This window comes from Prevotella sp. KH2C16, from assembly GCF_900113305.1.
Classification (GTDB): Bacteria; Bacteroidota; Bacteroidia; order Bacteroidales; family Bacteroidaceae; genus Prevotella.
Genome location: NZ_FOOW01000005.1, coordinates 102525 through 129169, shown reverse-complemented (window position 1 = coordinate 129169; position 26645 = coordinate 102525). Strand labels below are relative to the sequence as shown.

Annotated in this window: 24 protein-coding genes; 16 read left to right on the top strand and 8 right to left on the bottom strand. The window is 46.2% G+C overall.

Going from position 1 to position 26645, the window contains the following annotated elements; translation table 11 throughout:
- Window positions 1-45: 45 nt before the first annotated feature.
- Window positions 46-1110: a LacI family DNA-binding transcriptional regulator gene (locus BM114_RS05280; protein WP_092111146.1), complete on the bottom strand. Its 1065-nt coding sequence runs from the start codon at window positions 1108-1110 to the stop codon at window positions 46-48.
- Window positions 1111-1326: 216 nt separating this feature from the next.
- Here BM114_RS05280 and BM114_RS05275 point away from each other — a divergent pair, with 216 nt between their 5' ends.
- The 4 genes from BM114_RS05275 (at window position 1327) to BM114_RS05260 (ending at window position 6332) form a co-directional block, all read left to right on the top strand.
- On the top strand, window positions 1327-4737 hold the full coding sequence (locus tag BM114_RS05275) for a sensor histidine kinase (protein WP_255406436.1): 3411 nt from the start codon (window positions 1327-1329) through the stop codon (window positions 4735-4737).
- Window positions 4716-5441, top strand: coding sequence for a DUF5932 domain-containing protein (locus BM114_RS05270; protein ID WP_092111142.1), 726 nt, complete (start codon window positions 4716-4718; stop codon window positions 5439-5441). The genes BM114_RS05275 and BM114_RS05270 overlap by 22 nt, the downstream gene beginning before the upstream one ends.
- Window positions 5431-6036: an AbgT family transporter gene (locus tag BM114_RS05265; protein WP_092111140.1), complete on the top strand. Its 606-nt coding sequence runs from the start codon at window positions 5431-5433 to the stop codon at window positions 6034-6036. Before BM114_RS05270 ends, BM114_RS05265 begins: the two co-directional genes overlap by 11 nt.
- An 80-nt stretch (window positions 6037-6116) precedes the next feature.
- Window positions 6117-6332, top strand: coding sequence for a hypothetical protein (locus BM114_RS05260; RefSeq protein ID WP_092111138.1), 216 nt, complete (start codon window positions 6117-6119; stop codon window positions 6330-6332).
- Window positions 6333-6338: 6 nt separating this feature from the next.
- Here BM114_RS05260 and abc-f read toward each other — a convergent pair whose 3' ends face one another.
- On the bottom strand, window positions 6339-8111 hold the full coding sequence (gene abc-f, locus BM114_RS05255) for a ribosomal protection-like ABC-F family protein (RefSeq protein WP_092111136.1): 1773 nt from the start codon (window positions 8109-8111) through the stop codon (window positions 6339-6341).
- Window positions 8112-8123: 12 nt separating this feature from the next.
- Window positions 8124-8720, bottom strand: coding sequence for a ribosome biogenesis GTP-binding protein YihA/YsxC (yihA, locus tag BM114_RS05250; RefSeq protein ID WP_092111134.1), 597 nt, complete (start codon window positions 8718-8720; stop codon window positions 8124-8126).
- A gap of 660 nt (window positions 8721-9380) precedes the next feature.
- On the opposite strand from yihA, the gene BM114_RS05245 reads away from it, so the two are divergent.
- From BM114_RS05245 to BM114_RS05200, 10 genes are all read left to right on the top strand, one after another.
- Window positions 9381-10361, top strand: a complete 981-nt coding sequence (locus BM114_RS05245) for a Gfo/Idh/MocA family protein (RefSeq protein WP_092111296.1) — start codon at window positions 9381-9383, stop codon at window positions 10359-10361.
- A 1-nt stretch (window position 10362) separates the two neighbouring features.
- Complete coding sequence (locus BM114_RS05240; RefSeq protein ID WP_255406435.1) at window positions 10363-11490, top strand: DUF4421 domain-containing protein; 1128 nt, start codon at window positions 10363-10365, stop codon at window positions 11488-11490.
- Window positions 11491-11514: 24 nt separating this feature from the next.
- Window positions 11515-12393: an N-acetylmuramoyl-L-alanine amidase-like domain-containing protein gene (locus BM114_RS05235; protein WP_092111132.1), complete on the top strand. Its 879-nt coding sequence runs from the start codon at window positions 11515-11517 to the stop codon at window positions 12391-12393.
- Between the two features lie 168 nt (window positions 12394-12561).
- Window positions 12562-13053 carry a helix-turn-helix domain-containing protein gene (locus BM114_RS05230; RefSeq protein WP_092111130.1) on the top strand — a complete coding sequence of 164 codons (492 nt, stop codon included), beginning with the start codon at window positions 12562-12564 and terminating at the stop codon, window positions 13051-13053.
- A gap of 4 nt (window positions 13054-13057) precedes the next feature.
- The gene (locus tag BM114_RS05225) at window positions 13058-15016 is read left to right on the top strand and encodes a dipeptidyl-peptidase 3 family protein (protein ID WP_092111128.1); all 1959 of its coding nucleotides are present in this window, start codon (window positions 13058-13060) and stop codon (window positions 15014-15016) included.
- Window positions 15013-15636: a DNA alkylation repair protein gene (locus BM114_RS05220; protein ID WP_177207050.1), complete on the top strand. Its 624-nt coding sequence runs from the start codon at window positions 15013-15015 to the stop codon at window positions 15634-15636. Before BM114_RS05225 ends, BM114_RS05220 begins: the two co-directional genes overlap by 4 nt.
- A 71-nt stretch (window positions 15637-15707) precedes the next feature.
- Entirely contained in the window at window positions 15708-16163 is a 456-nt protein-coding gene (locus BM114_RS05215) for a Fur family transcriptional regulator (RefSeq protein ID WP_369808399.1), read from the top strand.
- Between the two features lie 11 nt (window positions 16164-16174).
- Window positions 16175-17452: an adenylosuccinate synthase gene (locus BM114_RS05210; RefSeq protein WP_092111123.1), complete on the top strand. Its 1278-nt coding sequence runs from the start codon at window positions 16175-16177 to the stop codon at window positions 17450-17452.
- A complete protein-coding gene (hisS, locus tag BM114_RS05205) occupies window positions 17452-18834 on the top strand; it encodes a histidine--tRNA ligase (RefSeq protein WP_092111122.1) in 1383 nt (460 codons plus the stop codon). The genes BM114_RS05210 and hisS overlap by 1 nt, the downstream gene beginning before the upstream one ends.
- Window positions 18818-19339 (top strand): hypothetical protein, encoded by a 522-nt coding sequence (locus BM114_RS05200; RefSeq protein WP_092111120.1) that lies wholly within the window; start codon window positions 18818-18820, stop codon window positions 19337-19339. The genes hisS and BM114_RS05200 overlap by 17 nt, the downstream gene beginning before the upstream one ends.
- A gap of 137 nt (window positions 19340-19476) precedes the next feature.
- On the opposite strand, the gene BM114_RS05195 is transcribed toward BM114_RS05200, so the two are convergent.
- The 4 genes from BM114_RS05195 to pgk all read right to left on the bottom strand — a co-directional run bounded on the left by BM114_RS05195 (window position 19477) and on the right by pgk (window position 23363).
- A complete protein-coding gene (locus BM114_RS05195) occupies window positions 19477-20031 on the bottom strand; it encodes an NADH peroxidase (RefSeq protein ID WP_092111118.1) in 555 nt (184 codons plus the stop codon).
- 51 nt (window positions 20032-20082) lie between these two features.
- A complete protein-coding gene (locus tag BM114_RS05190) occupies window positions 20083-20514 on the bottom strand; it encodes a Fur family transcriptional regulator (protein ID WP_092111116.1) in 432 nt (143 codons plus the stop codon).
- A gap of 116 nt (window positions 20515-20630) precedes the next feature.
- A complete protein-coding gene (locus BM114_RS05185; RefSeq protein ID WP_092111114.1) occupies window positions 20631-21872 on the bottom strand; it encodes a type IX secretion system plug protein in 1242 nt (413 codons plus the stop codon).
- Between the two features lie 240 nt (window positions 21873-22112).
- Window positions 22113-23363: a phosphoglycerate kinase gene (gene pgk, locus BM114_RS05180; protein ID WP_092111290.1), complete on the bottom strand. Its 1251-nt coding sequence runs from the start codon at window positions 23361-23363 to the stop codon at window positions 22113-22115.
- 126 nt (window positions 23364-23489) lie between these two features.
- Here pgk and queC point away from each other — a divergent pair, with 126 nt between their 5' ends.
- Window positions 23490-24143 carry a 7-cyano-7-deazaguanine synthase QueC gene (queC, locus tag BM114_RS05175; RefSeq protein WP_092111112.1) on the top strand — a complete coding sequence of 218 codons (654 nt, stop codon included), beginning with the start codon at window positions 23490-23492 and terminating at the stop codon, window positions 24141-24143.
- A gap of 75 nt (window positions 24144-24218) precedes the next feature.
- Here the strand turns inward: queC and radA are convergent, their stop codons facing one another.
- A complete protein-coding gene (gene radA / locus BM114_RS05170) occupies window positions 24219-25622 on the bottom strand; it encodes a DNA repair protein RadA (RefSeq protein WP_092111109.1) in 1404 nt (467 codons plus the stop codon).
- A gap of 93 nt (window positions 25623-25715) precedes the next feature.
- Between radA and BM114_RS05165 the strand changes: the two genes are divergently transcribed.
- Entirely contained in the window at window positions 25716-26618 is a 903-nt protein-coding gene (locus BM114_RS05165; RefSeq protein ID WP_092111107.1) for an ABC transporter substrate-binding protein, read from the top strand.
- Window positions 26619-26645 lie beyond the last annotated feature (27 nt).

Genomic DNA, 26645 nt, shown 5'->3' with positions numbered 1-26645 from the left:
TCACAATAACTCTTTCTTCATGGAAAGCCAATTTCCAGCAATTTCCTATATTTGATCACGGCGATAGAAGTCTACATTTTCTTTCAGCAAAAGCTCAATAGGCATGTAGTTCACGGTTTTCACCTCTTTCTTCAACACGATAGCCCGAAAGAGGGTCTCCACACAATTATATCCCTGCATATAGGCATGCTGCGCAATCAGAAACGAGATACTTCCGTCCTTCAGACATTCGGCATTCTTGTTTACCATGTCGTATCCCATGATTTGTATGTCTCTGCGATTCGTCTTAAGCAGGAATTCCCCGACGATATAAGCCTTCGAGTTGAAAGTTATACAATGGTGTATTTGCGGGTGTAGACTGAAAAACTCTTCCAGAATCTCTGCATAGCTTTCACGCGTTCCTTCCATCGGAAGATTTAAGTCAAGGATCTTGATATTGGGAAAATGATCGTGCATATAGTGCCGGAAACCCGTTTCTCGGTTATCTTGCTGCTTACTCATCAGCTTGCTATCTTTTGTTTGGCGCATCAACATAATTTCCTTCTCCTTGGAAGCTACCATCATGAGCACCTTCGCCGCAAAGAAACCACTAGCCATGGAATCTTGTCCGAAGAATGCCAGAGGTTTAAGGTCGGGCATATAGCTGTCAAGCAATACGAACGGAATATTCTTTTCGTGAAGAATATCCGTAAACTTGCGGGTTATGTCAAGATCGCTGGGCACGATGATTACCCCGTCCGGATTAGTAGAGATGCATTTCTTGCACTGCTCGGAAAATGATTTGTTGACAAACCTTTCATAGTACATGATTTGCAGATTTACCTGGAAGTCGCGCCTCATCTCAACTCCCTTGATCGCACCGAGCTCAATCTCATCCCAATAGGCTTCCTGCTCATGCTTCGGAATGAGCAGGTAGAATGTATATGACTTGTTGTAAGCCAAGGCACTGGCATACATATTAGGCTGATAATTTAATTCCTTGAGCACTTTTTCTATCTTGTCGCGGGCAGTCTTGGATACATTGGGGCGATTGTGCAGGACCCTGTCTACGGTTCCCACAGATATGCCCGCTCTTTCGGCAATATCTTTGATGCGGATTTTCTCTAACATGTTATGCTGTTTAAAATATTTTGCAAAAATAACAAAAATATCCGAATTGTGTAAACACACAATCTCTTAATTTAGTAAAAAATACGATTATTTTTGGCAAATCGTTTCCTGATTAACGAAATAATAATTATTTTTGTATTTGCAAGAATGATTCAACGAACCATCATAAAGAGCCCAAACAGACTTCTGGAAGCATTGTTTATACTGCTGTTAGCCATGGCTGTTTTAATGATTTCCGGTTGTTCGGATGCCAATGAGCGGCAGGTCGACAACCTGAATGAGTTTTCATATGCCTGGCATTACCGCAACCTTGACTCGACAAAACTTTATGCCGACAGTGCATTAGCTCTGGCCGGAAACTATGACGACGGAAGAGCAGAAGCCTTGAACAACCTTGCCTTTGTCGCAACGGCAAAGATGGACTATGACAAGGTGAAGAAATATATCAGTGAGCTGGATAAGGTTACGGATAACCAGATTGAGCTTGCCATTGCCGATGTGCAGTTGATGCGGCTATGCCAGCGGGAATCTCATAATAAAGACTTTTATGATTATCGTGAAAGGGCACAGCGGAGGCTTCGCCGGATAAAAGAAGAAAGAAATGTGCTCAACAACCATCAGCGGCGCCGTCTGATATATGCCAACACGGAATTCCAGATAGTATCCTCCACTTATTTCTATTATGTAGGTATCGCCGACCAGTCAATAGCAGCTATTGACGCAATTGATCCCAATGGAGAAATCCTGCGTGATACTGCCCAGATATTGAATTACTATTATAATATCGGATCCGGAGGTATTATCACCGACGGCACGAAGGATGAGGTCAGCCAGACGGAATTTGACTATCTTATGCGTTGTTATATGCTGGCTATCAACTCCGGCTATCCCTATTTTGAGGCTCAGTCCATGCAAGGACTGAGTGAACACTTGCAGTCATCAGCACCTCAGAACAAGCTCTTTGCAGAAAATCAGGCAGCGATTTCCTATCTGAATGCAGACGATATGCCCGACTCACTACTTGCAGGAAACCTGGCATTAAGGGCGCACGCCATCTTCAATGCTTATGGCGATGTCTACCAGATAGCCGGCTCCTATCGAACCCTCGCTGAATGCTATTGGGTATTGAAAGACTATCGCTCCGCCCTGATCTGCCTACAAGATGCTCTATATAAAGACACGATAATCCAGAGGGCACCGGATTTGGTCGCTTCTATTCGGGAGCAGCTTTCCATCGTATATTCTGCTGTAGATGACAAACCAAATAGCGATATAAACCGCAATGTCTATTTAGACATGCAGGAGAAGACAAGGCAAGACCGCCTGTTGGAAGCTCGTGCCGACCAACTTCAGAAATCATCATCTCAGCTCAATTGGATGATTATAGCTGTTATTGTGATGATAGGCTTGGTTATCATCTTGTTGTGGATATTCGATACCATGAGGAGAAAAAACGACAGCCAGTATAGTGAAGATAAATTGCTGCAACCCTTAAAGCAATGGAAGGAGGTAAACGACAAGGAACATACAGAAAAAGAAAGTGAGCGAGAGGAAATAGAGGAACAGACGCAACTGTCGCAAATCCACATTCAGCAAAGCAAACGCCTTAATCTGGAACAAAGGGCCAAGATTTCTCTTGTAAACAGCATTACCCCGTTGATAGACCGCATTATTCATGAGATAAAATCCTTGCGGAACAATGAAGAATCGGAGGAGTTGAAGAGCGAAAGACTTGTCTATATTACCGAGCTCACAGATGAGATCAATGCCTACAATGCTGTTCTGACAAACTGGATTCAACTCCGGCAAGGGGAACTAAGTCTGCATATCGAAAGCTTTCCCATAAAAGATCTTTTCAACATCATCGATAAAAACCATGTCGGATTTCAGCTGAAAGGGGTGGAATTAGAAATAGAAGACACGGATGCTATTGTAAAAGCCGATAAGACTCTCACGCTTTTCATGATTAACACCCTTGCTGATAATGCCCGGAAGTTTACGCCCCGAGGAGGTAAAGTTATCATATCTGCAGAAGAGAAGGAAAGTTTTGTCGAGATAAGCGTCAAGGATACGGGGATAGGCATGACTCCCGAACAACTGAATCATCTTTTTGACCATAAGCCAATTACTGATGAGCATGGTGAGTTGAAGGAAGAAAAGAGCCACGGATTTGGTTTGATGAATTGCAAGGGAATAATTGATAAATACCGGAAGATCAGCCAAGTATTGTCCGTCTGCTCTATTGGAGCAGAAAGTGAAGGCATAGGGAGCCGACTGTGGTTCCGTTTACCCAAAGGCGTTGCACGATTGATAGTTATCCTCTTCATGATGTCTGGCCTTCATGCCAATGCCCAGACGGCGATGCAAACGGCATCGGCGTTTGCTGATTCAACTTATTTTAGCAATCTTGCAGGAACTTATGAGAAGACCCTGGCATATGCAGACAGTTGCATCCAGTATCTCAATCTAAACTATCATTTGAGAAATCGGCATGGAAAGAAAACCATGGTATTAGCCGGCGGCGAAGTTTATGAGCCAGCTGAATTGCAATGGTTTCAGGACAGCCTGAATGTAGACTATAATGTGATTCTCAACATGCGAAACGAAGTTGCGGTAGCAGCCTTGGCATTGCATAAATGGGATTTATACTCTTATAATAATAAGGTGTACACCCAGCTATTCCGGAACAAGAGTGCCGACAAGACTCTCAGCAATTATGTCTATGTCATGCAGAAATCGGAGTCTAATAAAAATGTCGCCATTATCATCCTTGTCTTGCTTCTTATTCTTATCATTCCTGCATATTATTTGCTTTACTATCGATTTCAGCTTTATTACCGTTTCAACATCGAACGAATCAATAAGATTAACGGTGTCTTGCTAAGTGAAGCTGCGCCTGAGGAAAAAATCCAGAAGATAGATTTTCTTTGGAAAGGCAAGAAATTGATGCTCAATGGCAGGTTTGCGCCACTTGACAACTTAGTCCTTCAGATCAAGGATGCCTTGCAGAAAGAAATAGATGTGAACAAGAAACAGAGGACCGACCTGGAATTGGCCAAGGATGAGCTTAATCGTTCACATTACGAAAATGCGAAGCTTCATGTCAGTAATAGCGTCTTGGACAATTGTCTGTCTACCTTAAAGCACGAGACGATGTATTATCCTTCCCGCATTCGCCAGCTTATCGAGACTCCGCCATTAGATATGCGTGCCTTGGGAGAAGTCGCAGACTATTACAAAGCAATTTACAGCATGCTGAGTGCACAGGCAATGCGACAAATAGAAGGAATGCTCCGCGTGGACAAGGACATGACAAACTACCTCTTTGATATCCTGAAAAAGCAAAGTGGAGAGCAGGAACTGTCTGTCAAGGAGCAGGAACGCGATGAAAAATATACAATCCTAACCGTTCCTATGAAAAAGCTTAGCCTCACAGAGGAGCAATGTCAACAACTGTTTACCCCGCTCACACTAAATATTCAGTATTTGCTCTGCCGGCAGATCGTGCGCGACATAGGGGAAGTTACCAATGCGCGGGCTTGCGGCATCTCTGCCGAAAAGGCTGAGGTCGGAATCATTATGAAAATAGTATTACCAAAAGAAATATGGAAAAATTCAAGGTCATAATCGTAGAAGATGTGCCATTAGAGTTGAAAGGCACAGAGGGTATCTTCCGTAACGAGATACCCGAAGCGGAAATTATCGGTACTGCTGATAGCGAGCAGTCCTACTTCAAGAAAATCAAGGAACAGTTGCCCGACCTCGTCTTGCTGGATCTCGGTCTCGGAGGCTCCACTACTGTAGGAGTGGAAATCTGCCGATATACCAAGGAGCGCTATCCCAAAGTCAAGGTTCTTATCTTCACGGGGGAGATTCTTAATGAGAAACTCTGGGTTGATGTGCTCGACGCCGGGTGCGACGGTATTATCCTGAAGAGTGGGGAACTTCTCACGCGAGGCGACGTCGCCTCATGCATGGCTGGCAAGAAGCTCGTGTTCAATCAACCGATTCTGGAGCGAATCGTCAACCGCTTCAAGGATAGCGTCAACAACCAGTTACTTCGTCAGGAAGCTATCGTAGACTATGAGATAGACGAATACGACGAGCGTTTCCTCCGCCATCTGGCACTCGGATACACTAAGGAACAGATTACGAACCTTCGGAGCATGCCTTTTGGAGTTAAAAGCCTGGAGAAGCGGCAAAACGAACTCGCACAAAAACTCTTTCCCAACGGAAATGGAGGTATGGGGGTGAATGCCACGAGGCTGGTGGTGCGTGCCCTCGAATTAAGAATTCTCGACATAGACAACTTGCACCCTGATGAAGAATAGCCTTCCATATATCGCCTTGGGACTTGGCGTCGCCATGGTCATACTTGTGTTACTGTCGTGGATTATCACGGCGGCAATGCCAGGTTGTGCCATGCGCTCGCTTTTAAGTTCCGAGGGGATAAGATGGTTCTTTGGGCATTTCGTAGAAAACCTTGCGACTCCGCTTTTGGTATGGCTTGTTCTTGGAACCATTGCCTATGGCGCTATTAAAGAGAGCGGACTGCTTTTCACCCTGACGCATTACAAAGAGCGGATGAAGGAATACACAGCGCGTGCCGGCATGAGAACGGTCTTGGGCGAACTCGTCATATTTCTCATCGTCATCTCGTTGCTTACTCTTGTCCCGCAGGCTGTGCTCTTGAGTGTAACTGGCGGATTGTTTCCGAGCAGCTTCAGCCAGAGCATTATTCCGATATTGGCCTTTGTCGCTACCGTTATGGGCACCAGCTATGGATTGGTAAGCGGGCGGCAGCACTCTTTGGCAGATATTTTCCGCTGTCTCGTCAGCGGATTTCCGGATGCAGGAAAGTGGTTCCTGATCTATACATTAGTGGTAGAGCTGTATTTTTCCATCGGTTTTGTATTTCAAATCTGATAATTTCCCGCATTTCCTTTCCTATTTAGAAATGATTTATTAACTTTGCAACAGAACAAGAATTAAAATCTATAAATAGAATGACAGCATTAATTGGTTTTATCGTATTGGTGGCTATAGCCCTCATCGGATGGGGGGGCGCCGTATTAAAGTATAAGAACCTTGACTACAAGGTCAATCAGGAAGAGGCAGAAGGAGTGGCACACGAACTTGTTCACCATGCACCCACGGACAAGGAAATGGGAATCAAGGATGTCATCAAGACGATTAGTGCCAAGGGCTATAAGGCCATTTAGCCAGCCTTAGGATTCAATCTCGCTTAATTCCAGCCAACGCATACTCTTCTCGTCAAGTTCCTTCTTGAGACAGGGTAGGCGTTTGCTTTTTTCCGTAAGGTCCTCAACGCTGAGCTTGCCACTACATAATTCTTCTTCCAGCAGCTTCTGTTCCGCCTCGAGGGCATTGACTTCTTTCTCCAGACGCTCGAATTCCTGCTTTTCCTTGAAACTCATTTTTCGTCGCGTCTCGTGGTGGTAGTCCTTCTTCGGGGCAGTAGTCTTATTGTTTCCTGTGCCGTCTCTGGGCTGGAGAGCCTGCCATTCACGATACTGAGTGTAGTTTCCCGGGAAATCCTTAACCACTCCTTCCCCCTTGAAAACAAGAAGATGGTCTACCACTTTGTCCATGAAATAGCGGTCGTGGCTCACAACGATAACACAGCCCGGGAAGTCTTGGAGGTATTCTTCCAGCACCTGGAGGGTCTGAATGTCAAGATCGTTGGTCGGTTCATCAAGCACCAGGAAGTTCGGATTCTTCATCAGCACCGTACATAGATACAGTTTGCGCCGCTCTCCGCCGCTGAGCTTGTAGACATAGTTATGCTGTTGCTCCGGGGTAAACAGAAAGTATTGCAGGAATTGCGATGCTGTCATGTGCCGACCGCTACCTAAATCTATATAGTCGGCTATTTCCGTAATAACATCTATCACCCTCTGGTCGTCTCGAAATTTCAGCCCTTCCTGTGAGAAATAGCCGAACCTCACGGTTTCTCCGATATCAAACTTTCCGCCATCAGGTTGTATCTCTCCTAAAAGCAGACGGACAAATGTGGTCTTACCCGTTCCATTGTTTCCCACGATTCCCATTTTCTCGAATCGGGAGAAGTTATAATAAAAGTCCTTCAGTATTGTCTTTCCGCCAAAACTCTTGCTCACATACTGTGATTCGAAGATTTTAGAACCGATATATACATTTGAGGCCTTCAGGCGCATCTGTCTTTCCTCAATAGAGCGTTTGGCCTTAGCTTCCAGCTCATAGAACGTGTCTTCCCTGTATTTTGCCTTATGTCCTCGTGCCTGGGGCATTCGTCGCATCCATTCCAGTTCCTTACGATAGAGGTTGTTGGCTCGCGCAAGTTCAGCTCTTTGATTATCAATGCGTTCTTGATGTTTATTCAAGTAATAGCTGTAGTTTCCCCGATAAGTATAGATGGTTTCATTGTCGAGTTCAAGTATCAAGTTGCATACCCGGTCAAGGAAGAACCGGTCGTGAGTTACCATCAGGAGGGTCTTGTTTCCTCGCCTTAAGAAGTCTTCAAGCCATTCTATCATCACGAGATCAAGATGGTTGGTGGGCTCGTCGAGTATCAGCATATCCGGCTCGGTAATGAGAACATTGGCGAGAGCCACGCGCTTCTGCTGTCCCCCGCTGAGCTGTCCCATGGGCTGGTTGAGGTCGTCTATGTGCAGCTGAGTCAGGATTTGTTTTGCCTTGAGCACCTTCTCCGGGTCTCCCTCATGGTTGAAGCAGGCATCAAGCACGGAGTCTTCGGGACTAAATACGGGCGATTGTTCCAGATAGCCCACACGGATGTCATTGCGATAAATGATTTCGCCGGAATCCCGCCCTTCCATTCCGACGAGAATTGAGAGCAGCGTGGATTTCCCCGTGCCGTTCCGCGCGATGAGCCCGACTTTCTGTCCTTCGGCAATGGAGAAACTCAGATTGCGGAAAAGCACTTGTGCGCCGAAGCTCTTGTTTAGGTTCTGTACATCCAGATAAGGGGTCATGGCCATGGGCTTACGGGCTTAAAGCGTCTTGTTGATTTCTTCTATGTAGTTTAAAATTTCCTCGCGCCCCGTTTTTTTCTCGCTGCTCGAGATGAAGTAGGGGGGCAGCGTCTCCCATGTATCCTTCAAAGCCCCCAACCATTTTTCGGCATATTGGCCGGCTTTGGTTTGCGCCACCTTGTCGGCTTTGGTAAAAATGATGGCAAAGGGAATGCCGCTTACTCCGAGCCAGTCTATGAATTCGAGGTCAGCCTTCATGGCTTCGTGGCGGATATCCACCAGCACGAAGACATTGACGAGTTGCTCTCTTTGCAGGATATAGCTGCGAATCATCCGGTCAAGTTTCTCCTGCACGCTCTTGGAACGCTTGGCATAGCCATAGCCCGGCAGGTCTACGAGATACCAGTCATTATTGATAATGAAGTGATTGATGAGCAGCGTCTTTCCCGGTGTGGAACTTGTCTTCGCCAAACCCTTATGATTGCACAGCAGATTAATGAGGCTTGACTTTCCCACATTACTCCTTCCGATAAAGGCATACTCGGGTTTCGTGTCGTTAGGACACATGCTCACCCTTGGCGCAGATATGACGAATTCCGACTTCTTGATTTCCATACTTCTTTATTTTGTGTGCAAAGATAAGCAAAAACACGCTAATAATTGCAGGAAAACCAGAGTTTTAATATCTCCTAGAATAATTATCGGCGGGAAGGAGAACGGATGGAGATGCAAATGTGGTGGTTATTACTCGATTCTATTTGCCGTATGCGACAGCCTCCTATACTTTGACAAATAGTTTCGAAAGAGGGCGGCCCGCCATCTGCTGACAGCGTCCGGCAAGCACAGAAATGCAATTTGGCACGGTCGTAAATCGCATTTAGCGGGCTTACAAATAGCATCTAAGCACTATTTCAGTGGCAGAAACAAGGTGTTTCAGCCGTTGAAACACGATGTTTCAGTTATAGAAACACATGCAAAATGCCATGTTTAGGCATGCTCAAAGGGACTTCTATTGCTGTTGCAAGGGGTTATCAGTTGGAAGAAGATTGGCGAATGCGCCCGGCGAGGCATGCTGATGCTTTTCCGACAAGCTATTTGTAGCATGGAAAACCATCAGATAAAAAGAACTCCGAAATCTTTCCGAATTTCTTCAAAAACTATCCGTTTTTCACGCATTATTCTGAGTTTTTTGTATCTTTGCATACAAAAGAGAATTCGAGCTTTGGCGGCCGTTCCTTCGGGAATGGGCGGCCGAAGCGGATAAAACCTGTTGATATGAAGGAAATTAATTGGGGATTCATCGGATGCGGCGAGGTTACCGAGAAGAAGTCGGGGCCGGCCTTCAGCCTTGTCGACGGCTCGCATGTAACGGCCGTGATGAGCAAAAACCCCAAGAATGCTGCATCCTATGCCGCACGGCACCATATCAAGAAATGGTATACGGATGCCCAGGAACTTATCGACGACCCGGAAATCAATGCCATTTATATCGCGACGCCGCCGTCGAGCCATGCCACCTTTGCCATAATGGCCATGCGCTCGGGCAAGCCCGTCTATGTAGAGAAGCCTCTCGCGGCAAGCTATGAAGACTGCGTGCGCATCAATCGCATCAGCGAACAGACCGGCATACCCTGCTTCGTAGCTTATTACCGGCGCTATCTGCCTTACTTCAGGAGGGTAAAGAGCATCGTGAATAACGGCGTCCTGGGAAATATCATCAATGTGCAGATTCGTTTCTCGGCTCCTCCGCGCGACCTCGACTACAATTCCAATGAACTTCCATGGCGGCTCCAGCCTGATATTTCCGGGGGCGGATATTTCTATGATCTCGCCCCGCATCAGATAGATTTGCTTCAGGACATCTTCGGCGTCATCGTCAAGGCTCACGGGTATACGGCCAACCGAGCCCACCTTTATCAACCAGAAGACACAATCAGTGCCTGTTTCCGTTTCGAAAACGGGCTTGTCGGCTCCGGTTCATGGTGCTTTGTGGGACACAAGAGTGCCAGTGAAGACTGCATTGAAATCATCGGCGACCGTGGCACGCTCTCTTTCTCGGTATACAACTACGACCCGATCAGGCTTGTTACCAGCGACGGCATTACCAATATCGTGGTCAAGAACCCAGACTATGTGCAGCTCCCAATTATCAAGAATGTGATAGAAGACCTGCAGGGCAGTGATATCTGCCGGAGTACAAGCGTGAGTGCAACCCCCACCAACTGGGTGATGGACCGTATCCTTGGCAAGATGTAAGATGAGAAGAGTGGCGTTGATCATAGCTCTGGCCGTTCCGGCAGTCATGGCCGCGGCAGAGGGAAACATCCAAAGTCGGGACACCCTTCCTCGTCCGCAGGAAGGCGAAGTGGCGACTTCTGCTCCCAGGCAGGAGAAAAAAGGCATATTCAATGCGCTCTACCAATTCGTGAAGAAGTTCAGCCAGGTGGACACCAATTATGTGGAGCCTCAGAAATATAACTTTGAGGTGATGCTGCAGAACACCAATACATACGAGGCCTATACAATATCAACTTCCAACGGGCAACATATTCGTTTTGCTCCGGATGTGAGTATAAAGGCCGGGCCGTATGTAGGATGGAGGTGGATATTCCTGGGATATACCATTGATCTTACCCATCTTAACGGCGGCAGCAACAAGCAAGACTTCAACATGAGTCTCTACAGCTCGCAAATCGGATTAGACCTGTTCTATCGCAAAACCGGAAACGACTACAAGATACGCGAGATGAACCTTGGAGAGGGGGTTGACACGAGCCCTCTGAAAAATGTCAGCTTCGACGGAATAGAGGCAAGCATCAAAGGCTTCAATGCCTATTACATCTTCAACCACCGAAAGTTCTCCTACCCGGCAGCTTACAGCCAGAGTACTATCCAGCGCAGGAGCGCCGGCTCATTCCTTGCGGGATTCGGGTACACGACGCACAGCCTGAAGGTGGACTGGCAGAAATTAGGCCAGATTATAGAAGACCGCCTCGGCTCAACACTTGCAACTCAAGTGATAGACGACAACCTGGTGCACGAGCGTATCCACTATGCAGATGTATCCCTGTCCGCCGGATATGCCTACAACTGGGTGTTTGCACACAACTGGCTGTTTGACATGTCCCTGTCGCTCGCACTGGCCTACAAGCATTCCACCGGCGACATGGAGCGCAGCCGGTTTAAGTTTCGCGACTTCAGCTTTGCCAACTTCAATCTCGACGGTGTGCTCCGCACAGGCTTAGTATGGAACAACAGCAAGTGGTATGCGGGGGCCAACGCCATTTTTCATTCCTATAACTACCACAAGAGTCAGTTTTCAACGAATACATACTTTGGCAATATCAACATTTATGTCGGATTCAATTTCGGAAGAAAGAAATAACCCCGAAGACAATTTAGTAAATTTATGAAACACTACATCAACAAATACTATAAGAAAAGCATTGTAAGCCTGCTGCTAATTATTTCCTCCTCGTCTCTTTTCGGGCAAGCCCAATTTGGCAAACAGGACAGTATCAAGGTGGTAACGATGTTGCAAAAAGCTAACGCCTTGAAGGAGGACACCAATCTGATGCTCTATTTCGGACGACAGCTCATAGGCATGCCTTATGTGGCAAAGACCCTTGAGAAGAATCCACGGGAAAGGCTTGTGGTGAATCTGCGGCAATTTGACTGTACGACATTCGTAGAAAACACGCTCGCATTGACATTATGTGCCAAGAATCATCTGACTCGCTTTGCCGACTTTCTTACATTCTTGCGCCTTATCCGCTACCGTAACGGCGAAGTTGCCTATGTCAACCGCCTGCATTATTTTACCGAATGGATTGCGGACAATGCCCGCATGGGATATGTAGAAGAAGTTTCAGAGCCTAATCCCCCCTTCACGAAAACTCAAAAAATTGAGATAAACTTCATGTCGACCCATGTTTCACTTTATCCCATGCTGGCAAGAAATCCATCTTGGATTCCCAGCATTCAGAGCATGGAACGGGAATTGGAGGGCAGGGAGTTCCCGTATATCCCCAAGGAGGAAATTGCGAATACAGCCGTATGCCGCGCGGCGATACATGATGGCGACATTATTGCAATCCTCACATCAAAGCCGGGACTGGACACATCTCACATAGGAATAGCCGTTTGGCATGCAGACGGCCTCCATCTGCTCAATGCTTCACAAGTCCGCAAAAAGATAGTTGAAGAACCAATGACGCTCCATGCCTATATGAAGAAGCACCCCTCACAAACGGGCATTCGCATTATAAGAGTGAACCAATGGCAATAATCGGGCCCTCATTTTATCCGTTTGTCTGTGTTTTATAACCAATATTACAGTTTAATTAAAAACTTTGTTAAAATATTTGATATTTCCGAAATCTATACATACCTTTGTTAGTAGTTTAGAGATAAACATATAGATTCGAAAAAGTAAACACTATAACATCATTATAATATGTCGAAGTATAATATTACAGAGCTCAAAGAGAAAGAAGCCACTTACCGCACATTGGTCAGTCCCCACTTGATGGATGAATTAAAAGAAAAAATTCTGGAGGTCATCCTTATCCAAAAAAAATACAAAGACAAGAACTATTCTGCGAAAAAGCTTGCAGAAGACCTTGGTACAAACACCCGCTATATTTCGGCTGTGGTAAATGTAAAGTTCCACATGAACTATACCTCCTTCGTTAACAAATATCGTATAGAGGAAGCTATGGCCTTGTTGGTCGACAAGCGCTATCAGGATTTGAACATGGAGGAAATTTCTGATATGGTTGGATTCTCCAATCGCCAGTCTTTCTATGCCTCGTTCTTTAAAGTAAATGGCTGCACCCCCCGGGATTACAAGTTGAAGCACCTCTCACAGCATCCGGCTTTAGTGGAAAAACCGAAAAAAAGAGGTCGCAGGCCAGGCTCAAAAAACAAAAAAACACAGAAAGATTAAGAACATGCAAGATGATTTCAAATATTCAGACGAACGGTTTGCTGATCTGCAATTGCTCCGCTATCGTCTGAATGGTTTTGAAAGTCTCTCCGCCAAACAGAAGGCTCTAATCTATTATCTGGCCAAGGCCACATTGGCCGGTCGCGATATCACCACAGACCAATTTGGGAAATACAACCTCCGAATAAGAAAAGTTTTGGAGGCTGTATTTTGCGGATATAAGGGGAACCGGCAGGGCAAGGACTTCAAGGCCTTAGAGATTTACCTTAAAAGGATATGGTTCTCTAACGGTATCTATCACCACTATGGGTGCGAGAAGTTCACTCCGGGATTTACGGAGGACTTTCTCAGAAAAGCCATATATGGGGTGCAACCAGAAAAATTGCCCTTGAGAGAGGGTGAGGACATTGACGGATTGTGTAATGAACTGTTTCCTGTAATCTTTGATCCACAGGTCCTACCGAAACGCGTCAACCAAGCTGACGGTGAGGACCTTGTGCTTACCTCAGCCTGCAATTTCTATGAGGGCGTAACGCAAGAAGAAGTTGAAGCCTACTATAACGAGAAGAGACTCGCATGGACATCCGCAACGGCGGTTCCATCATTTGGATTAAACTCTCGGCTGGTAAAAAAGGACGGCGCTATAAAAGAAGAGACTTATACAACCGATGGTCGTTATGCCAAGGCTATCCGGCAAATTGTTTATTGGTTAGAAAAAGCTGTAGGAGTTTCAGAAAACGAACAGCAAAAGAAAGTTATCAAACTCCTGATCAAGTATTACCATTCTGGGAATCTGCACACCTTTGATGAATATTCCATCGAATGGTTAAAGGAACAGGAAGGAGAAATAGACTTCATCAATGGATTCATTGAAGTATATGGAGATCCTTTAGGACTGAAAGGATCGTGGGAAGGCCTCGTTGAATATAAGGATAAAGAAGCGACCAAACGCACTCGCATTATTAGTGAAAATGCCCAATGGTTTGAAGACCATTCACCCGTTGACAAGCGTTTCAAGAAAGAAAAGGTAAAAGGCGTTACGGCAAATGTAATTTGTGCGGCCATGCTCGGTGGCGACGAGTATCCCTCTTCTGCCATCGGCATCAACTTGCCGAACGCTGAATGGATTCGTGCCCAATACGGAAGCAAAAGCGTAACGATAGGTAACCTTACGGAGGCTTACAACAAAGCTGCCCACGGTAATGGTTTTCACGAAGAGTTCGTAATACCAGATAACGAAATACAAGAATGCATCCATCAATATGGTGATATATGCGACGAACTGCATACTGATCTTCACGAATGTGTGGGACATGGCAGCGGACAACTGCTTTCCCGGACAAGTCCGGATGCGCTAAAAGCGTATGGAAGCACAATTGAAGAGGCCAGGGCAGACCTCTTCGGACTCTATTACATAGCGGATGAGAAACTTGTGGAATTGGGTCTTACCCCAAGTGCAGAAGCTTACAAGTCGCAATACTACACCTATATGATGAATGGACTGATGACTCAACTTGTTCGTATCAAGCCAGGCCTTCAAATTGAAGAAGCCCACATGCGCAACAGGTCTCTGATAGCACATTGGGCTATGGACCTTGATAAGGAGAACATAAAAATCATAAAATGGAACGGAAAATCGTATGTGCAGATCAAGGACTTCCAGAATCTTCGCACCATATTTGGTAAAGAACTTGCCGAGATTCAGCGCATTAAAAGCGAAGGAGACTATAATGCGGCTCGTGAACTTGTAGAGAAGTATGGCATCAAAGTAAATCCCTTGCTTCACGAGGAAGTGCTGACGCGCTATAAAGCTCTTGACATTGCTCCTTTCAAGGGCTTCATTAATCCGCTTATGAGCCCTGTAGTTGACAGCAAGGGCAATATTATCGACATAAAAATTGATTATACGGAAAGCTATGAGCATCAAATGCTGCGATACTCAAAAGAATATGGAATATTATGATTTCAAAAGAAACTAATGAAAAGATAAAGGAGATAAAACAGTCGTTCCATTTAATCATGAATGGCCCTACCTCCCAGTCAATGCGAGAGAAGGGTGTCAATTACAGGATTAATTGGGGCGTACCATTAATGGAACTTCAGAAAATGGCAGAAAAGTATCCCAAAGACTACGAACTTGCCATAGAACTCTATAAAGAAGATATTCGCGAATGCAAGATCCTTGCAACTCTCCTTATGCCATCAGAACGGATGGTTCCAGAAATAGCAGAGATTTGGATGGAACAATGCCCCTCTCAGGAAATAGCGGAGATGCTTGCATTTAATCTCTTTCAACATCTCGACTATGCGCCGGCATTAACATTTCAATGGATGGCAAGTAACAATTCCTTTTATCAAATTACCGCCTATCAAATGTTATCGAGGCTCTTCATGCGGGGACAAGAGCCTAATGAGCGTGGAATCAATGAATATCTTGATCAAGTCGCAGTTGCATTGCAGGGCAGCAATGCAGGTGTCAGGCATGCTGCATACAACAGTTTGATGCGCTTTATAGAGTTGGGCACAGAATATGAAGCTATTGCACGCCATGCTATGAAATCTCAAGGGTTTGATATTATTTAGATTTTTTAAAGCTATCCCTTCATTAGTATAAATAAAAATAGGTATCTTTGTATGTCTGTTTATTATAGTTCATAATGAAGAAGAGTTCCAAAGAGAAAGCCCAAAAGATTCTGGATAATTATCTTGAGACCAACAACCATCGAAAGACGCCTGAACGCTATGCTGTTCTGGAAGCCGTTTATTCGATGAAAGGACACTTTTCTTTAGAAGCCTTGAGAGAGAAGCTTGAAAAGAAAAACTTCCCCGTGAGCCGGGCAACTCTTTATAATACAATAAAGCTTTTCATCAATCTGCATCTTGTCATTTGCCACCGTCTTGCAGATGGAACTAAGTATGAGGCGATAAATGACAATGAGAACCACATCCATCAGATTTGTACAATATGCGGACAAGTTACGGAATTAGAAGCTCCTGAGATTGTACATGCCATTGAAGAGACCAAATTCCGCCGGTTTGCCCGTGAAGTATTCTCTCTTTACATTTATGGCGTATGCAGCAGTTGTAAGCAGAAGACAAGTAGATTATAAACAAAAGAAATATGAATACAGGAAAAGTTGATGTCCTATTGGGACTCCAATGGGGGGATGAAGGAAAGGGTAAGGTTGTAGATGTCCTTACTCCAAATTATGATGTTGTAGCTCGTTTCCAAGGGGGACCTAATGCCGGGCACACTTTAGAATTTGAAGGACAGAAATATGTCCTTCGTTCTATTCCTTCCGGCATCTTTCAGGGAGACAAGGTAAACATCATTGGCAACGGAGTGGTTCTTGCTCCAGACCTTTTCATGGAAGAAGCTATTGCATTGGAAAAGAGCGGACACGAATTAAAATCGCGTCTGCATATTTCCAAAAAGGCTCATCTTATTATGCCCACTCACCGTATCCTCGACCATGCCCAAGAAAGTCTAAAAGCAGAAAACAAGGTCGGGACTACAGGGAAGGGTATTGGTCCAGCTTACACCGACAAGGTCTCACGCAACGGTCTCCGGATTGGTGATATCTTCAAAAACTTTGAAGAGAAGTATATGCTACATAAGAATCGGCATTTGCAGATGCTCAAAGCTATGGGATGGACTGATTTCAGCGATTTTGAAGAGATTGAGAAACATTGGCTTGAGGGTATTGCCTATTTGCGGGAATTTTCGATTGTCGATGCTGAACATGAAATCAACCATTTACTTCATGAAAACAAAAGGGTGCTTTGTGAGGGCGCCCAAGGTACCATGCTTGATGTGGATTTCGGCAGTTATCCCTTTGTAACCTCATCAAATACGATTTGTGCAGGTGCTTGTACAGGACTTGGCATTGGCCCCAATAAGGTTGGTGAGGTTTATGGCATTATGAAAGCCTATTGTACTCGCGTTGGTTCCGGTCCTTTCCCTACAGAACTTTTTGATGAAACTGGTAACTCTATCCGACAGATAGGCCATGAATATGGTGCTGTTACTGGGCGTGAGCGCCGTTGTGGCTGGATTGATCTTGTCCAGCTTAAGTATTCAATTATGGTTAATGGGGTTACCCAACTTATCATGATGAAGAGCGATGTTCTTGACAGCTTCGATACCATTAAGGCCTGTGTAGCCTATAGGTTGGCGGATGGTTCAGAAAGTGCGGAGTTTCCATATGACATTACTGATGTTACTCCTATTTATAAAGAGTTTAAAGGATGGGAAACCGATATGACCAAGTTCACCTCCGAAGAGCAGTTCCCAGCATTATTCAAAGACTATATTACATTCTTGGAGGACTATTTAGAGACACCCATTAGAATCATCTCTATCGGTCCCGACCGCGAACAAACTATCATAAAGAAATAATGGCACAGAAACCTTCTATACCAAAAGGTACCAGAGACTTTGGCCCCGTTGAGATGGCCAAGCGCAACTATATATTCAACACAATTAAAGAGGTTTATTCTCTCTATGGCTTTCAACAGATAGAAACCCCAGCAATGGAGACTCTCCAGACCCTGATGGGTAAGTATGGAGAGGAGGGGGACAAGTTACTCTTCAAGGTCTTGAACTCAGGAGATTACCTGAATAAGATAACTGACGAGGAACTTGCGACACGCAATGTGCTTCATTTGGCTTCAAAACTCTGCGAGAAGGGCTTGCGGTACGACCTTACCGTTCCATTTGCCCGTTATGTAGTGATGCACCGCGATGAATTACAGTTGCCGTTCAAGCGTTATCAGATACAGCCCGTCTGGCGTGCTGATCGCCCCCAGAAAGGCCGATATCGAGAATTCTACCAGTGTGATGCAGACATTGTGGGATCAGATTCTCTCCTCAATGAGGTTGAATTGATGCAGATTGTAGATACAGTCTTCAGCCGTTTTGGCATCAGAGTTCAGATTAAAATTAATGACCGCAAGATACTTTCCGGCATAGCAGAGGTGATTGACGAGGCCGATAAGATTATTGATATTACCGTTGCCATTGACAAACTCGACAAGATAGGAATAGAAAATGTAAATGAGGAACTCCGCAACAATGGCCTTAGCGAAAAGGCAATAGAGCAACTCCAGCCGATTATATCCCTGAAGGGAACTAACGACGAAAAACTCGATACTATACGCAAGGTGCTTGAAACCTCAGAGATTGGCTTAAAAGGGGTAGAGGAAGTTCGCTTTATACTCAACACCCTGGAGGCCGTGGGGTTAAAGAATGAGATTCAACTTGACCTTACACTCGCCCGAGGCTTGAACTATTATACGGGTGCTATATTTGAGGTGAAGGCTCTCGATGTTGCCATGGGAAGTATTACAGGCGGTGGCCGCTATGATAATCTCACAGGAATCTTCGGAATGCCAGGCTTGAGCGGGGTAGGCATCTCTTTCGGCGCAGACCGCATATATGATGTTCTTAACATGCTTGACCTTTACCCGCAAGAAGCCGTAGACACCACCCAACTGCTCTTCATCAATTTTGGCGAGAAAGAAACCGCATATTGCCTTCCTGTCGTTGCAAAGGTTCGGGATTCCGGTATCCGCACGGAAATGTATCCGGACAAGGCTAAGATGAAGAAGCAGATGAACTATGCCAACGCGAAGCAGATACCCTTTGTAGCCCTTGCAGGCGATACGGAGATGGAAGCCGGAAAGGTTACTCTGAAGAATATGTTCACGGGAGAGCAGAAATTAGTGTCGGCAGAGGAAATGATATGCATTATAAAGACTCCAAATGCGCCTCATAGCTAAATGGCTTCGGCCTCTCTTGCACCGTCTGCGATACAAGCGTTGGCTTCAGAAAGGGTATCTCGCGAATCAAAAACATGCAATAGTATACAAGTTCAAGGATACCTACCAGTTTGTTGCAGAACATCAGAATGAAAACGGCTATTTATATGAGGACAACAAAGTCTTAATTCTCCCGGAGACTATTGACGGAACGGAGTTTATACAAAATCTAAAAATGATCCTTCAAAACTCCGGAGCCGTAGACACGCGAAGCGTTGTATATGACCGCACGAAGTTCCTAAGAGCTCATCGGGCAAAATCATATAGGGATTTTTACAGTCATTCAATCTCCCTGTCTGTTACCTATGATGTAGATAATCAGACGATTTCCATATTATCCTGGAGGCCTGCCCCGGATAGAGGATTGGTGCCCGTGGAGGGTAGCAAACAAACGCTTGATGCAAACAATGAGGCTTCCTGGTTACAAATCAAGTCTATTCTTGATGAACAAATCACATCTCTGTGAACTGACAGCCTGTATTATATAGAATGCTATCAGGCTCATAAAAACAAGGAAAGGCTTCCGTGCATATGAAGACGCAGAAGCCCTTTCCTTTATTTGTAAGAGTTCCTTAAACGATTTTCTCTATCGCTCGAGGGAGTTTATTTGAAATAGCGGTTATAGAGGCCGATAAAGCCAGCGGCGTGGCGAGCCTCATCCTTTGCCATTTCATGAATCGTATCATGGAGCGCATCGGAACCTTCTTTCTTAGCAAGCTTTGCTGCCTCGAATTTCTCCGCACTTGCTTCTTTCTCTGCAGCGATACGAGCTTCGAGATTGCTCTTGGTGTCGCTCAACACTTCTCCTAACACTTCGGCATAGCGGCTGGCATGATTAGCCTCCTCATAGGCATAATGCTCAAAGACGCGTGCAACCTCCGGATAGCCTTCACGGTCTGCCTGACGGGCCATGGCGAGATACATGCCGACCTCACTGCACTCACTTGCAAAGGTATTCTTGCAGTGCTGGATAAGTTCTTCACTTACCTGGTCTTTATAAGCAACGCCTAATTCATGTACCGTGGCAAACTCCGGTTCGTCTTCGACTGTCATTTCCTTGAACTTGCTGGCAGGGGCTTTGCAAATCGGGCACTGCTCAGGAGCCTCTTCCCCTTCATAGATGTAACCACATACAGTACAGATAAATTTCTTCTTCATAATGTTCTTGTATAAATCTATGGAAATAGATTTCCTTGAGTTTCTTCTCGCTTATTGCCCTGCTTCCCGACATTCCTTGCAGATGCCTTTATAGTAAAGTTGGCTTTCATCGATAAGATTACCATCAATCACATTGTTTGATGGCATTGGAGCCACTTCGTTAACGAGGTCATATACTTTGCCACAATGCTTGCAGAAGAAGTGCACATGAGGGGTTGTATCGCCGTCATAGCAAACACGATGATCGTCAATGGTAATCATCTGGGCAGCTTTATGCTCTGAAAACATGCGCAGAGTCTTATACACGGTGGTCTTGCTTAATGTCGGAATTTCACCGCGCAATGCCAAAAACACCTCTTCTATTGTGGGATGAGTATGATGGGTCAGCAAATAGTCCATGATGGCCAACCGCTGTACTGACGGTCTTATGCCATGCTCGATAAGTGCGTTATATGCACGAATGTCTGTTGATTTGGTGTTCATTTATTGCCTTTTGCCTTATGTCTTATCTGCAAAGATAACATATTCCTGTATAAATTACAAGAATAAACTATAGTTTTTAAATTCATTTCTGTAATTTATATAAAACATGAATGGCACTATCTGTCTAAAATGGCCGCATATCCGACCAGACGGTCAGTTCTTTCCCCGATACCTCTATAATAGATGAGAGCCTGATACTCATTCCTGGTCTGGTAGAAATTCCCTTCGCTCTGGAGTGGGGCAGTAGTGCCGTCAGTCCTCAGTAAAAGATATTGATAGGAATAATAGCCTTGCTTGAGCAGTACAGTAGCTTCGTATTGCTGATGCCCATCATTCCAAAGCATCTCATATTCAGGTGTAAACAAGCCGTATGTCCAGTTTCCATTTAAGTAGATTCGACCAGCTGTACGCGGACTCTTCAATCGGAAATGGACATAAAGATACTCTGACTCGGTATCGTTTTCCTGGTTGTCGCTGTTACGGACAAGGAATGCCCCTTTCGCTGCTTCATCATAGATGTAGCTCGGCCGGGGCTCATCCGTCCATGTATAAGCATGATATTGCCGCCCGTCCCAGTCCATCTTCTCCAAGCCCATGGTAGTGTGGCTGGCGTCCAGCATCTCAAACTTTCGGTATTCGTTTCCTCCGTCAAAGATATAGTCACGGCAGTGCTCCCAGCGCAGTCCGTCGTTCATCGTGTATTGCGGGCTCACATTCACCTTGCAGTTGTCCCAACGGCCATTCTGTAAAAGCACGGTTTTTATCTGCCTTACAGGATCCGAGACCTTTATATCGCCATAGTTGACATCCATGGAAATCTGTTGGTGCCTCCCGTTTATGTCTGCATCCGTGTTGGTCTGCATTCTCAAAGATACACCCATTAAAGGCTCAAGAACCATGAAATACACCTTTGCCACAGGCAGTTCGCCATTATTCCCGTCATAAACAGTAACTTCATAGTTCCCGCTCATCTTCAGGCGACACCTGTCGTTGGGAATCTGAAGGGTATAATGGGTATAGAGAGTATTCGTGTTGAACGATTCTTCAAAGTCGTCGATGGTATTTCCCTCCGCAAAGCCCTCACAGAAATCGCTTTGAAACAGTTCCCGGCTTTCCGTCCAGTCAGCCTCACAATGCCTGATGGAGTAGGTGAAGCGGCGGTATTCATGGGTCATGTCGTCAAACGAGATGCTGACTGTCTCACCATTGGAGAGGCCGACGACGGGCAGGTCGCGCCACCGATTGCCAGCTACGACTTGAAGTGAACGGATATTGTCCGCAAGAATCTGCTGGCGCTGCGCATGCACATTGAGAGCCAGCATGATGAAGCCTATTATGAAAAAAGGTTTCTTCAGCATCTCGTGCAAATATACGAAAAAATATCTTTAACTTCCTGCTTCCGGCGCATATTTTGCAGTCTTCTATTCTAAATGCCGTTGACAGCCTGACAAAATCGGCGAGATTGTGCGATGATTTCGGCGATTTTGCCCGATGAAATCGCCGATTTTTCCAGGCTCGAAGCGGCTGTTTGAAACAAAAGAAAGGCGGACGCACCTGCTAAGATGTATCCGCCCTCACACATATAAAGTTGTTTTAGATTAGCCTTCAATAGCCGCTACACCAGGGAGCACCTTGCCCTCGATGGCCTCGAGCATGGCTCCTCCGCCCGTGGAAACATAGCTCACCTTGTCTGCAAGACCGAACTTGTTAACCGCTGCGACAGAGTCTCCTCCGCCTACGAGTGAATAGCAGCCGTTCTCCTGGGTAGCCTGTGCCACGGTCTTGGCAATCTCGCCGGTACCCTTGGCAAAGTTCTCGAACTCAAACACGCCTACAGGACCGTTCCAGAGAATGGTCTTTGAGTCGAGAATTATCTTCTTCCACTCAGCGATACTTTCCTCGGAAGCATCCATTCCTTCCCACTCGTCAGGGATGTTATATATCGGGAAGACGCACCGCTCCGTATCATTGGAGAACTCCTTACCGCATACCGTGGCGATGGAAAGGCTCAGGTTCACGCCCTTCTCCTTGGCTGCCGCGATGACATTCAATGCCTCCGGCATGAGTTCGTCTTCGTGGAGCGACTTGCCGATGTGGCCGCCTTGCGCCTTGATGAAGGTATATCCCATGCCGCCGCCGATGATAAGATTGTCCACTTTGTCAAGCAGATTCTTGATAACACCCAGCTTAGAGCTTACCTTCGAACCGCCGATGATGGCAGTAAAAGGATGCTGTGCGTTCTTCAATACATTATTAATGGCAGTAACTTCTTTCTCCATCAGGAAGCCAAGCATCTTGTGATCCTGATCGAAGGAGTCGGCGATGACGGCCGTAGAGGCATGCTTGCGGTGAGCGGTACCGAACGCATCATTCACATATACATCGGCATAGGAAGCCAGCTTGGCTGCAAATTCCTTCTGGCTTTGCTTCATGGCCTTCTTCGCCTCGTCGTATTCAGGAGTACCTTTCTCTACGCCGACAGGTTTGCCTTCTTCCTCCGGATAGAAGCGGAGATTCTCAAGCAGGAGGGCCTCTCCCGGTTTCAAGGCTGCCGCGAGATCATCCGCATGGGCGCAGTCAGGGGCGAATTTCACCTCTACACCCAGTGCATCGCTCACATTCTTGACAATCTGTCCAAGAGAAAGTTCTGCCTTCACTTTACCCTTCGGCTTACCCATATGGCTCATCATGATGAGCGATCCGCCATCAGCGAGCACCTTCTTCAGGGTGGGGAGAGCACCGCGGATGCGGGTATCGTCAGTTACCTTGCCATTTTCATCCAGTGGCACATTGAAATCTACACGAACGATTGCCTTATGACCGGCAAAGTTGAATTGTTCAATTTTCATTTTTCCTGTATTTAATATGTTTGTCTTTTCCTGTTGCAAAGATACTACTTTTTCTTTAAACAAAATGCAGAGCGCGGGAGTTTTTTCGTTATTTATCACTACCTTTGTCCGTGAAATTCAAGGACGATGAAAGATTCTGTAATTATAGTAAGCGGCGGCATGGATTCCATCACCATGCTCTATGAATATCAAGACCGCATCAAGCTGGGCATTTCCTTTGACTATGGAAGCAATCATAATGCCCGGGAGATTCCGTTTGCACAATTGCACTGCGAAAGGCTGGGCATCCGGCACATCACCATCAACCTCGACTTCATGCACCAATACTTCAAAAGTTCACTTCTCGAAGGGGCAGAGGCTGTTCCCGAAGGCAACTATGACGAGGAGAACATGAAGTCAACGGTGGTCCCGTTTCGCAATGGAATCATGCTGAGTATTGCCATCGGCATAGCAGAGACCCACCATTTGAAGTATGTGATGATGGCCAATCACGGGGGCGACCACACCATCTATCCCGACTGCCGGCCGGAATTCGTGCACGCGATGTCGGATGCAGCCGAGGCCGGCACCTATGCGGGCGTCGAACTGTGGGCGTCCTACACCGACATCACCAAGGCTGATATTGCCCGGCACGGTAAGCAAATGGGCATTGACTATGCTGAAACATGGAGCTGCTATAAGGGCGGCGAGCACCATTGCGGCAAGTGCGGAACCTGTCGGGAGCGCAGGGAGGCTCTCAAGGAAGCCGGCATCGAAGATAAAACCGTCTATGAAGATTAATGTAAGCCGCGGTTAGGATTTAAAACAACAAAGGTCTCCTTGTACATGAGGAGACCTCTGCCATTATATCAAGAATTATCCAAACAATGCCCTGAGGGCTTCCTCGACTTTCCTCACAGGATGCAATTCTATCTTATATTTATGCGGATTGAAGCCCTTGAGGTTATAGGCGGGAAGTATGAGATGCGTAAATCCCAGCTTTGCAGCCTCGGCCACCCGTTGCTCTATGCGGTTTACAGGGCGCACTTCACCGCTCAATCCCACTTCACCGCACATACACCAGCCTGTCTCAATGGCTGTGTCCACATTACTGGAAAGCACCGCGGCAATGACACTCAGGTCCATTGCCATGTCCGTAACGCGCAGTCCGCCGGCAATATTCAGGAACACATCCTTTTGCATTAACTTGAAGCCTACACGCTTCTCGAGAACGGCAAGGAGCATGTTCAACCTTCTCTGATCGAACCCCGTGGCCGAACGCTGAGGCGTCCCGTAGGCTGCACTCGACACCAGGGCCTGGGTTTCCACGAGGAAAGGCCGTACCCCTTCTATTGCGGAACTGATTGCGATACCCGAAAGGCCTTCATGATCCTCGGTAAGAAGCAACTCCGAAGGATTCGAGACCTGACGGAGCCCGGTTTGTTCCATTTCGTAAATTCCCAGTTCAGAGGTACTCCCGAACCGGTTCTTCATGCTGCGGAGGATGCGGTACATATAGTGTTGATCGCCTTCAAACTGGATAACGGTGTCCACGATGTGCTCCAGTATCTTGGGACCTGCCAAGGTACCCTCTTTATTGATGTGTCCGATGAGGATGACCGGGATGCCGCTTGACTTTGCAAAGCGGAGTAGGGCGGCGGCGCATTCACGCACCTGGGCTATACTCCCGGGGCTTGACTCCACTTCTTCCGTCGCCATGGTCTGGATGGAATCTATAACCACAAGCTGCGGCTTCACATCCTTGATGTGGCTGAAGATATTCTCAAGCGAGGTTTCGCATAAGACAATGATATTGTCCATAGTGCCTTTCCTGCCATTGATACGCTCGGCCCTCATCTTGATTTGGTGTGCACTCTCTTCGCCCGAGACATAGAGAACCCGGGTGCCCTTCATGTTCAGGATAGTCTGGAGCGTGAGGGTTGACTTCCCGATGCCGGGCTCTCCCCCTAAAAGGACTATACTTCCAGGTACGAGGCCGCCTCCCAGCACTCGGTTCAGCTCATCGTCTCCCATGTCCATGCGTGGGTCGTCTTTAGCAGAAATATCTTTCAGGAACACAGGCGCAGCCCCTCCGTTGACAGCGTTTCTGTGCGCACTGATGGTCTGGGCCGCCGACCTTGCCGCCAAAGAGCCTGACTCTGGGGCTATGCGAATCTCCTTAAAGGTATTCCACTGTCCGCAATTCGGGCATTTCCCTATCCATTTAGGAGACTCCTGACCGCAATTTGAGCAGACATAAGCCGTCTTGTCTTTTGCCATGTATATTTGCCTTTTCGTTTCCACAAAAGTACTAATTATTTTCTTAGTATCAAAATTAATTGCTAAATTTGCACATATTATCAAAGTCAGGACATGAGGAAATTAATCATCTATATATGCTCCATAATCTTTCTGGTATCGTGCGGCCAGTCATATGAGGAGAAACAGGCTATTTCAAGAGCTGAAAAGGCCCGCTTGAAAAGGCAGGACTCCCTCGCGCTGAAAGTGGCTGTACTGCCTACGCTTGACTGCATGCCCGTCTATCTGGCAAAGGTGCACAACCTCTTCGACACAACTAAGGTGGATGTACACCTACGCCTGTGGAACGCCCAGATGGATGCGGATGCGGCCTTGATGGCAGGAAGTATAGAAGGAGCCGTTACTGATTTCATGAGAGTGGATAAAATGAAAAGTCGTGGAGTCGAGTTGGACATACTGGGAAGTACCAACGCCTACTGGCAGTTGATAGCAAATCATACAGCACGAATAAAGCATGTATCTCAGTTAGGCGACAAGATGGTTGCCATGACCCGCTACTCGGCAACCGACTATCTTACGGATAAAGTGCTTGAAGGAGTTAAGACAAGTGCATCCGTCTTTCGAATCCAGATCAATGATGTTACCGTCAGGCTTCACATGCTGCTCAACAACGAGATGGATGCCATGTGGCTAACAGAGCCTCAGGCCACGACGGCACGCCTCTACAAGAATCCGGTATTAAAAGACAGTCGTGAACTGAAGGAGAAATCATTAGGAGTCGTGGCCTTTCGTTCCCAGGCACTCGCAGACAGAAGAAGGCAACAGCAGATTGTCTATTTCGTTAAAGGATATAATGCTGCATGCGATTCTATAAACAAATACGGGCTAAAGCATTATGCCGATTTAGTGAAGACCTACTGCAAAACCGACGAGAAAACACTCAAGGCATTGCCGGAACTAAAATATATCCATATATCAGATGCCGTGGTAGGGAGTTATAAGAAAGTAGGACGATAATCGCCCGGAAGAACCGAGGCCGACCAT

Excerpts from the sequence above, each read along its gene's own strand:
- abc-f (WP_092111136.1), bottom strand. The coding sequence starts at position 8,111 with ATGGCCATGACCCCTTATCTGGATGTACAGAACCTAAACAAGAGCTTC.
- hisS (WP_092111122.1), top strand. The coding sequence starts at position 17,452 with ATGGCACAGAAACCTTCTATACCAAAAGGTACCAGAGACTTTGGCCCC.
- queC (WP_092111112.1), top strand. The coding sequence starts at position 23,490 with ATGAAAGATTCTGTAATTATAGTAAGCGGCGGCATGGATTCCATCACC.
- BM114_RS05195 (WP_092111118.1), bottom strand. The coding sequence starts at position 20,031 with ATGAAGAAGAAATTTATCTGTACTGTATGTGGTTACATCTATGAAGGG.
- BM114_RS05185 (WP_092111114.1), bottom strand. The coding sequence starts at position 21,872 with ATGCTGAAGAAACCTTTTTTCATAATAGGCTTCATCATGCTGGCTCTC.
- BM114_RS05275 (WP_255406436.1), top strand. The coding sequence starts at position 1,327 with ATGGCTGTTTTAATGATTTCCGGTTGTTCGGATGCCAATGAGCGGCAG.
- BM114_RS05190 (WP_092111116.1), bottom strand. The coding sequence starts at position 20,514 with ATGAACACCAAATCAACAGACATTCGTGCATATAACGCACTTATCGAG.
- yihA (WP_092111134.1), bottom strand. The coding sequence starts at position 8,720 with ATGGAAATCAAGAAGTCGGAATTCGTCATATCTGCGCCAAGGGTGAGC.
- BM114_RS05265 (WP_092111140.1), top strand. The coding sequence starts at position 5,431 with ATGAAGAATAGCCTTCCATATATCGCCTTGGGACTTGGCGTCGCCATG.
- BM114_RS05230 (WP_092111130.1), top strand. The coding sequence starts at position 12,562 with ATGTCGAAGTATAATATTACAGAGCTCAAAGAGAAAGAAGCCACTTAC.
- BM114_RS05270 (WP_092111142.1), top strand. The coding sequence starts at position 4,716 with ATGGAAAAATTCAAGGTCATAATCGTAGAAGATGTGCCATTAGAGTTG.
- radA (WP_092111109.1), bottom strand. The coding sequence starts at position 25,622 with ATGGCAAAAGACAAGACGGCTTATGTCTGCTCAAATTGCGGTCAGGAG.
- BM114_RS05210 (WP_092111123.1), top strand. The coding sequence starts at position 16,175 with ATGAATACAGGAAAAGTTGATGTCCTATTGGGACTCCAATGGGGGGAT.
- BM114_RS05200 (WP_092111120.1), top strand. The coding sequence starts at position 18,818 with ATGCGCCTCATAGCTAAATGGCTTCGGCCTCTCTTGCACCGTCTGCGA.
- BM114_RS05245 (WP_092111296.1), top strand. The coding sequence starts at position 9,381 with ATGAAGGAAATTAATTGGGGATTCATCGGATGCGGCGAGGTTACCGAG.
- BM114_RS05225 (WP_092111128.1), top strand. The coding sequence starts at position 13,058 with ATGCAAGATGATTTCAAATATTCAGACGAACGGTTTGCTGATCTGCAA.
- pgk (WP_092111290.1), bottom strand. The coding sequence starts at position 23,363 with ATGAAAATTGAACAATTCAACTTTGCCGGTCATAAGGCAATCGTTCGT.
- BM114_RS05235 (WP_092111132.1), top strand. The coding sequence starts at position 11,515 with ATGAAACACTACATCAACAAATACTATAAGAAAAGCATTGTAAGCCTG.
- BM114_RS05240 (WP_255406435.1), top strand. The coding sequence starts at position 10,363 with ATGAGAAGAGTGGCGTTGATCATAGCTCTGGCCGTTCCGGCAGTCATG.
- BM114_RS05260 (WP_092111138.1), top strand. The coding sequence starts at position 6,117 with ATGACAGCATTAATTGGTTTTATCGTATTGGTGGCTATAGCCCTCATC.
- BM114_RS05165 (WP_092111107.1), top strand. The coding sequence starts at position 25,716 with ATGAGGAAATTAATCATCTATATATGCTCCATAATCTTTCTGGTATCG.
- BM114_RS05280 (WP_092111146.1), bottom strand. The coding sequence starts at position 1,110 with ATGTTAGAGAAAATCCGCATCAAAGATATTGCCGAAAGAGCGGGCATA.
- BM114_RS05220 (WP_177207050.1), top strand. The coding sequence starts at position 15,013 with ATGATTTCAAAAGAAACTAATGAAAAGATAAAGGAGATAAAACAGTCG.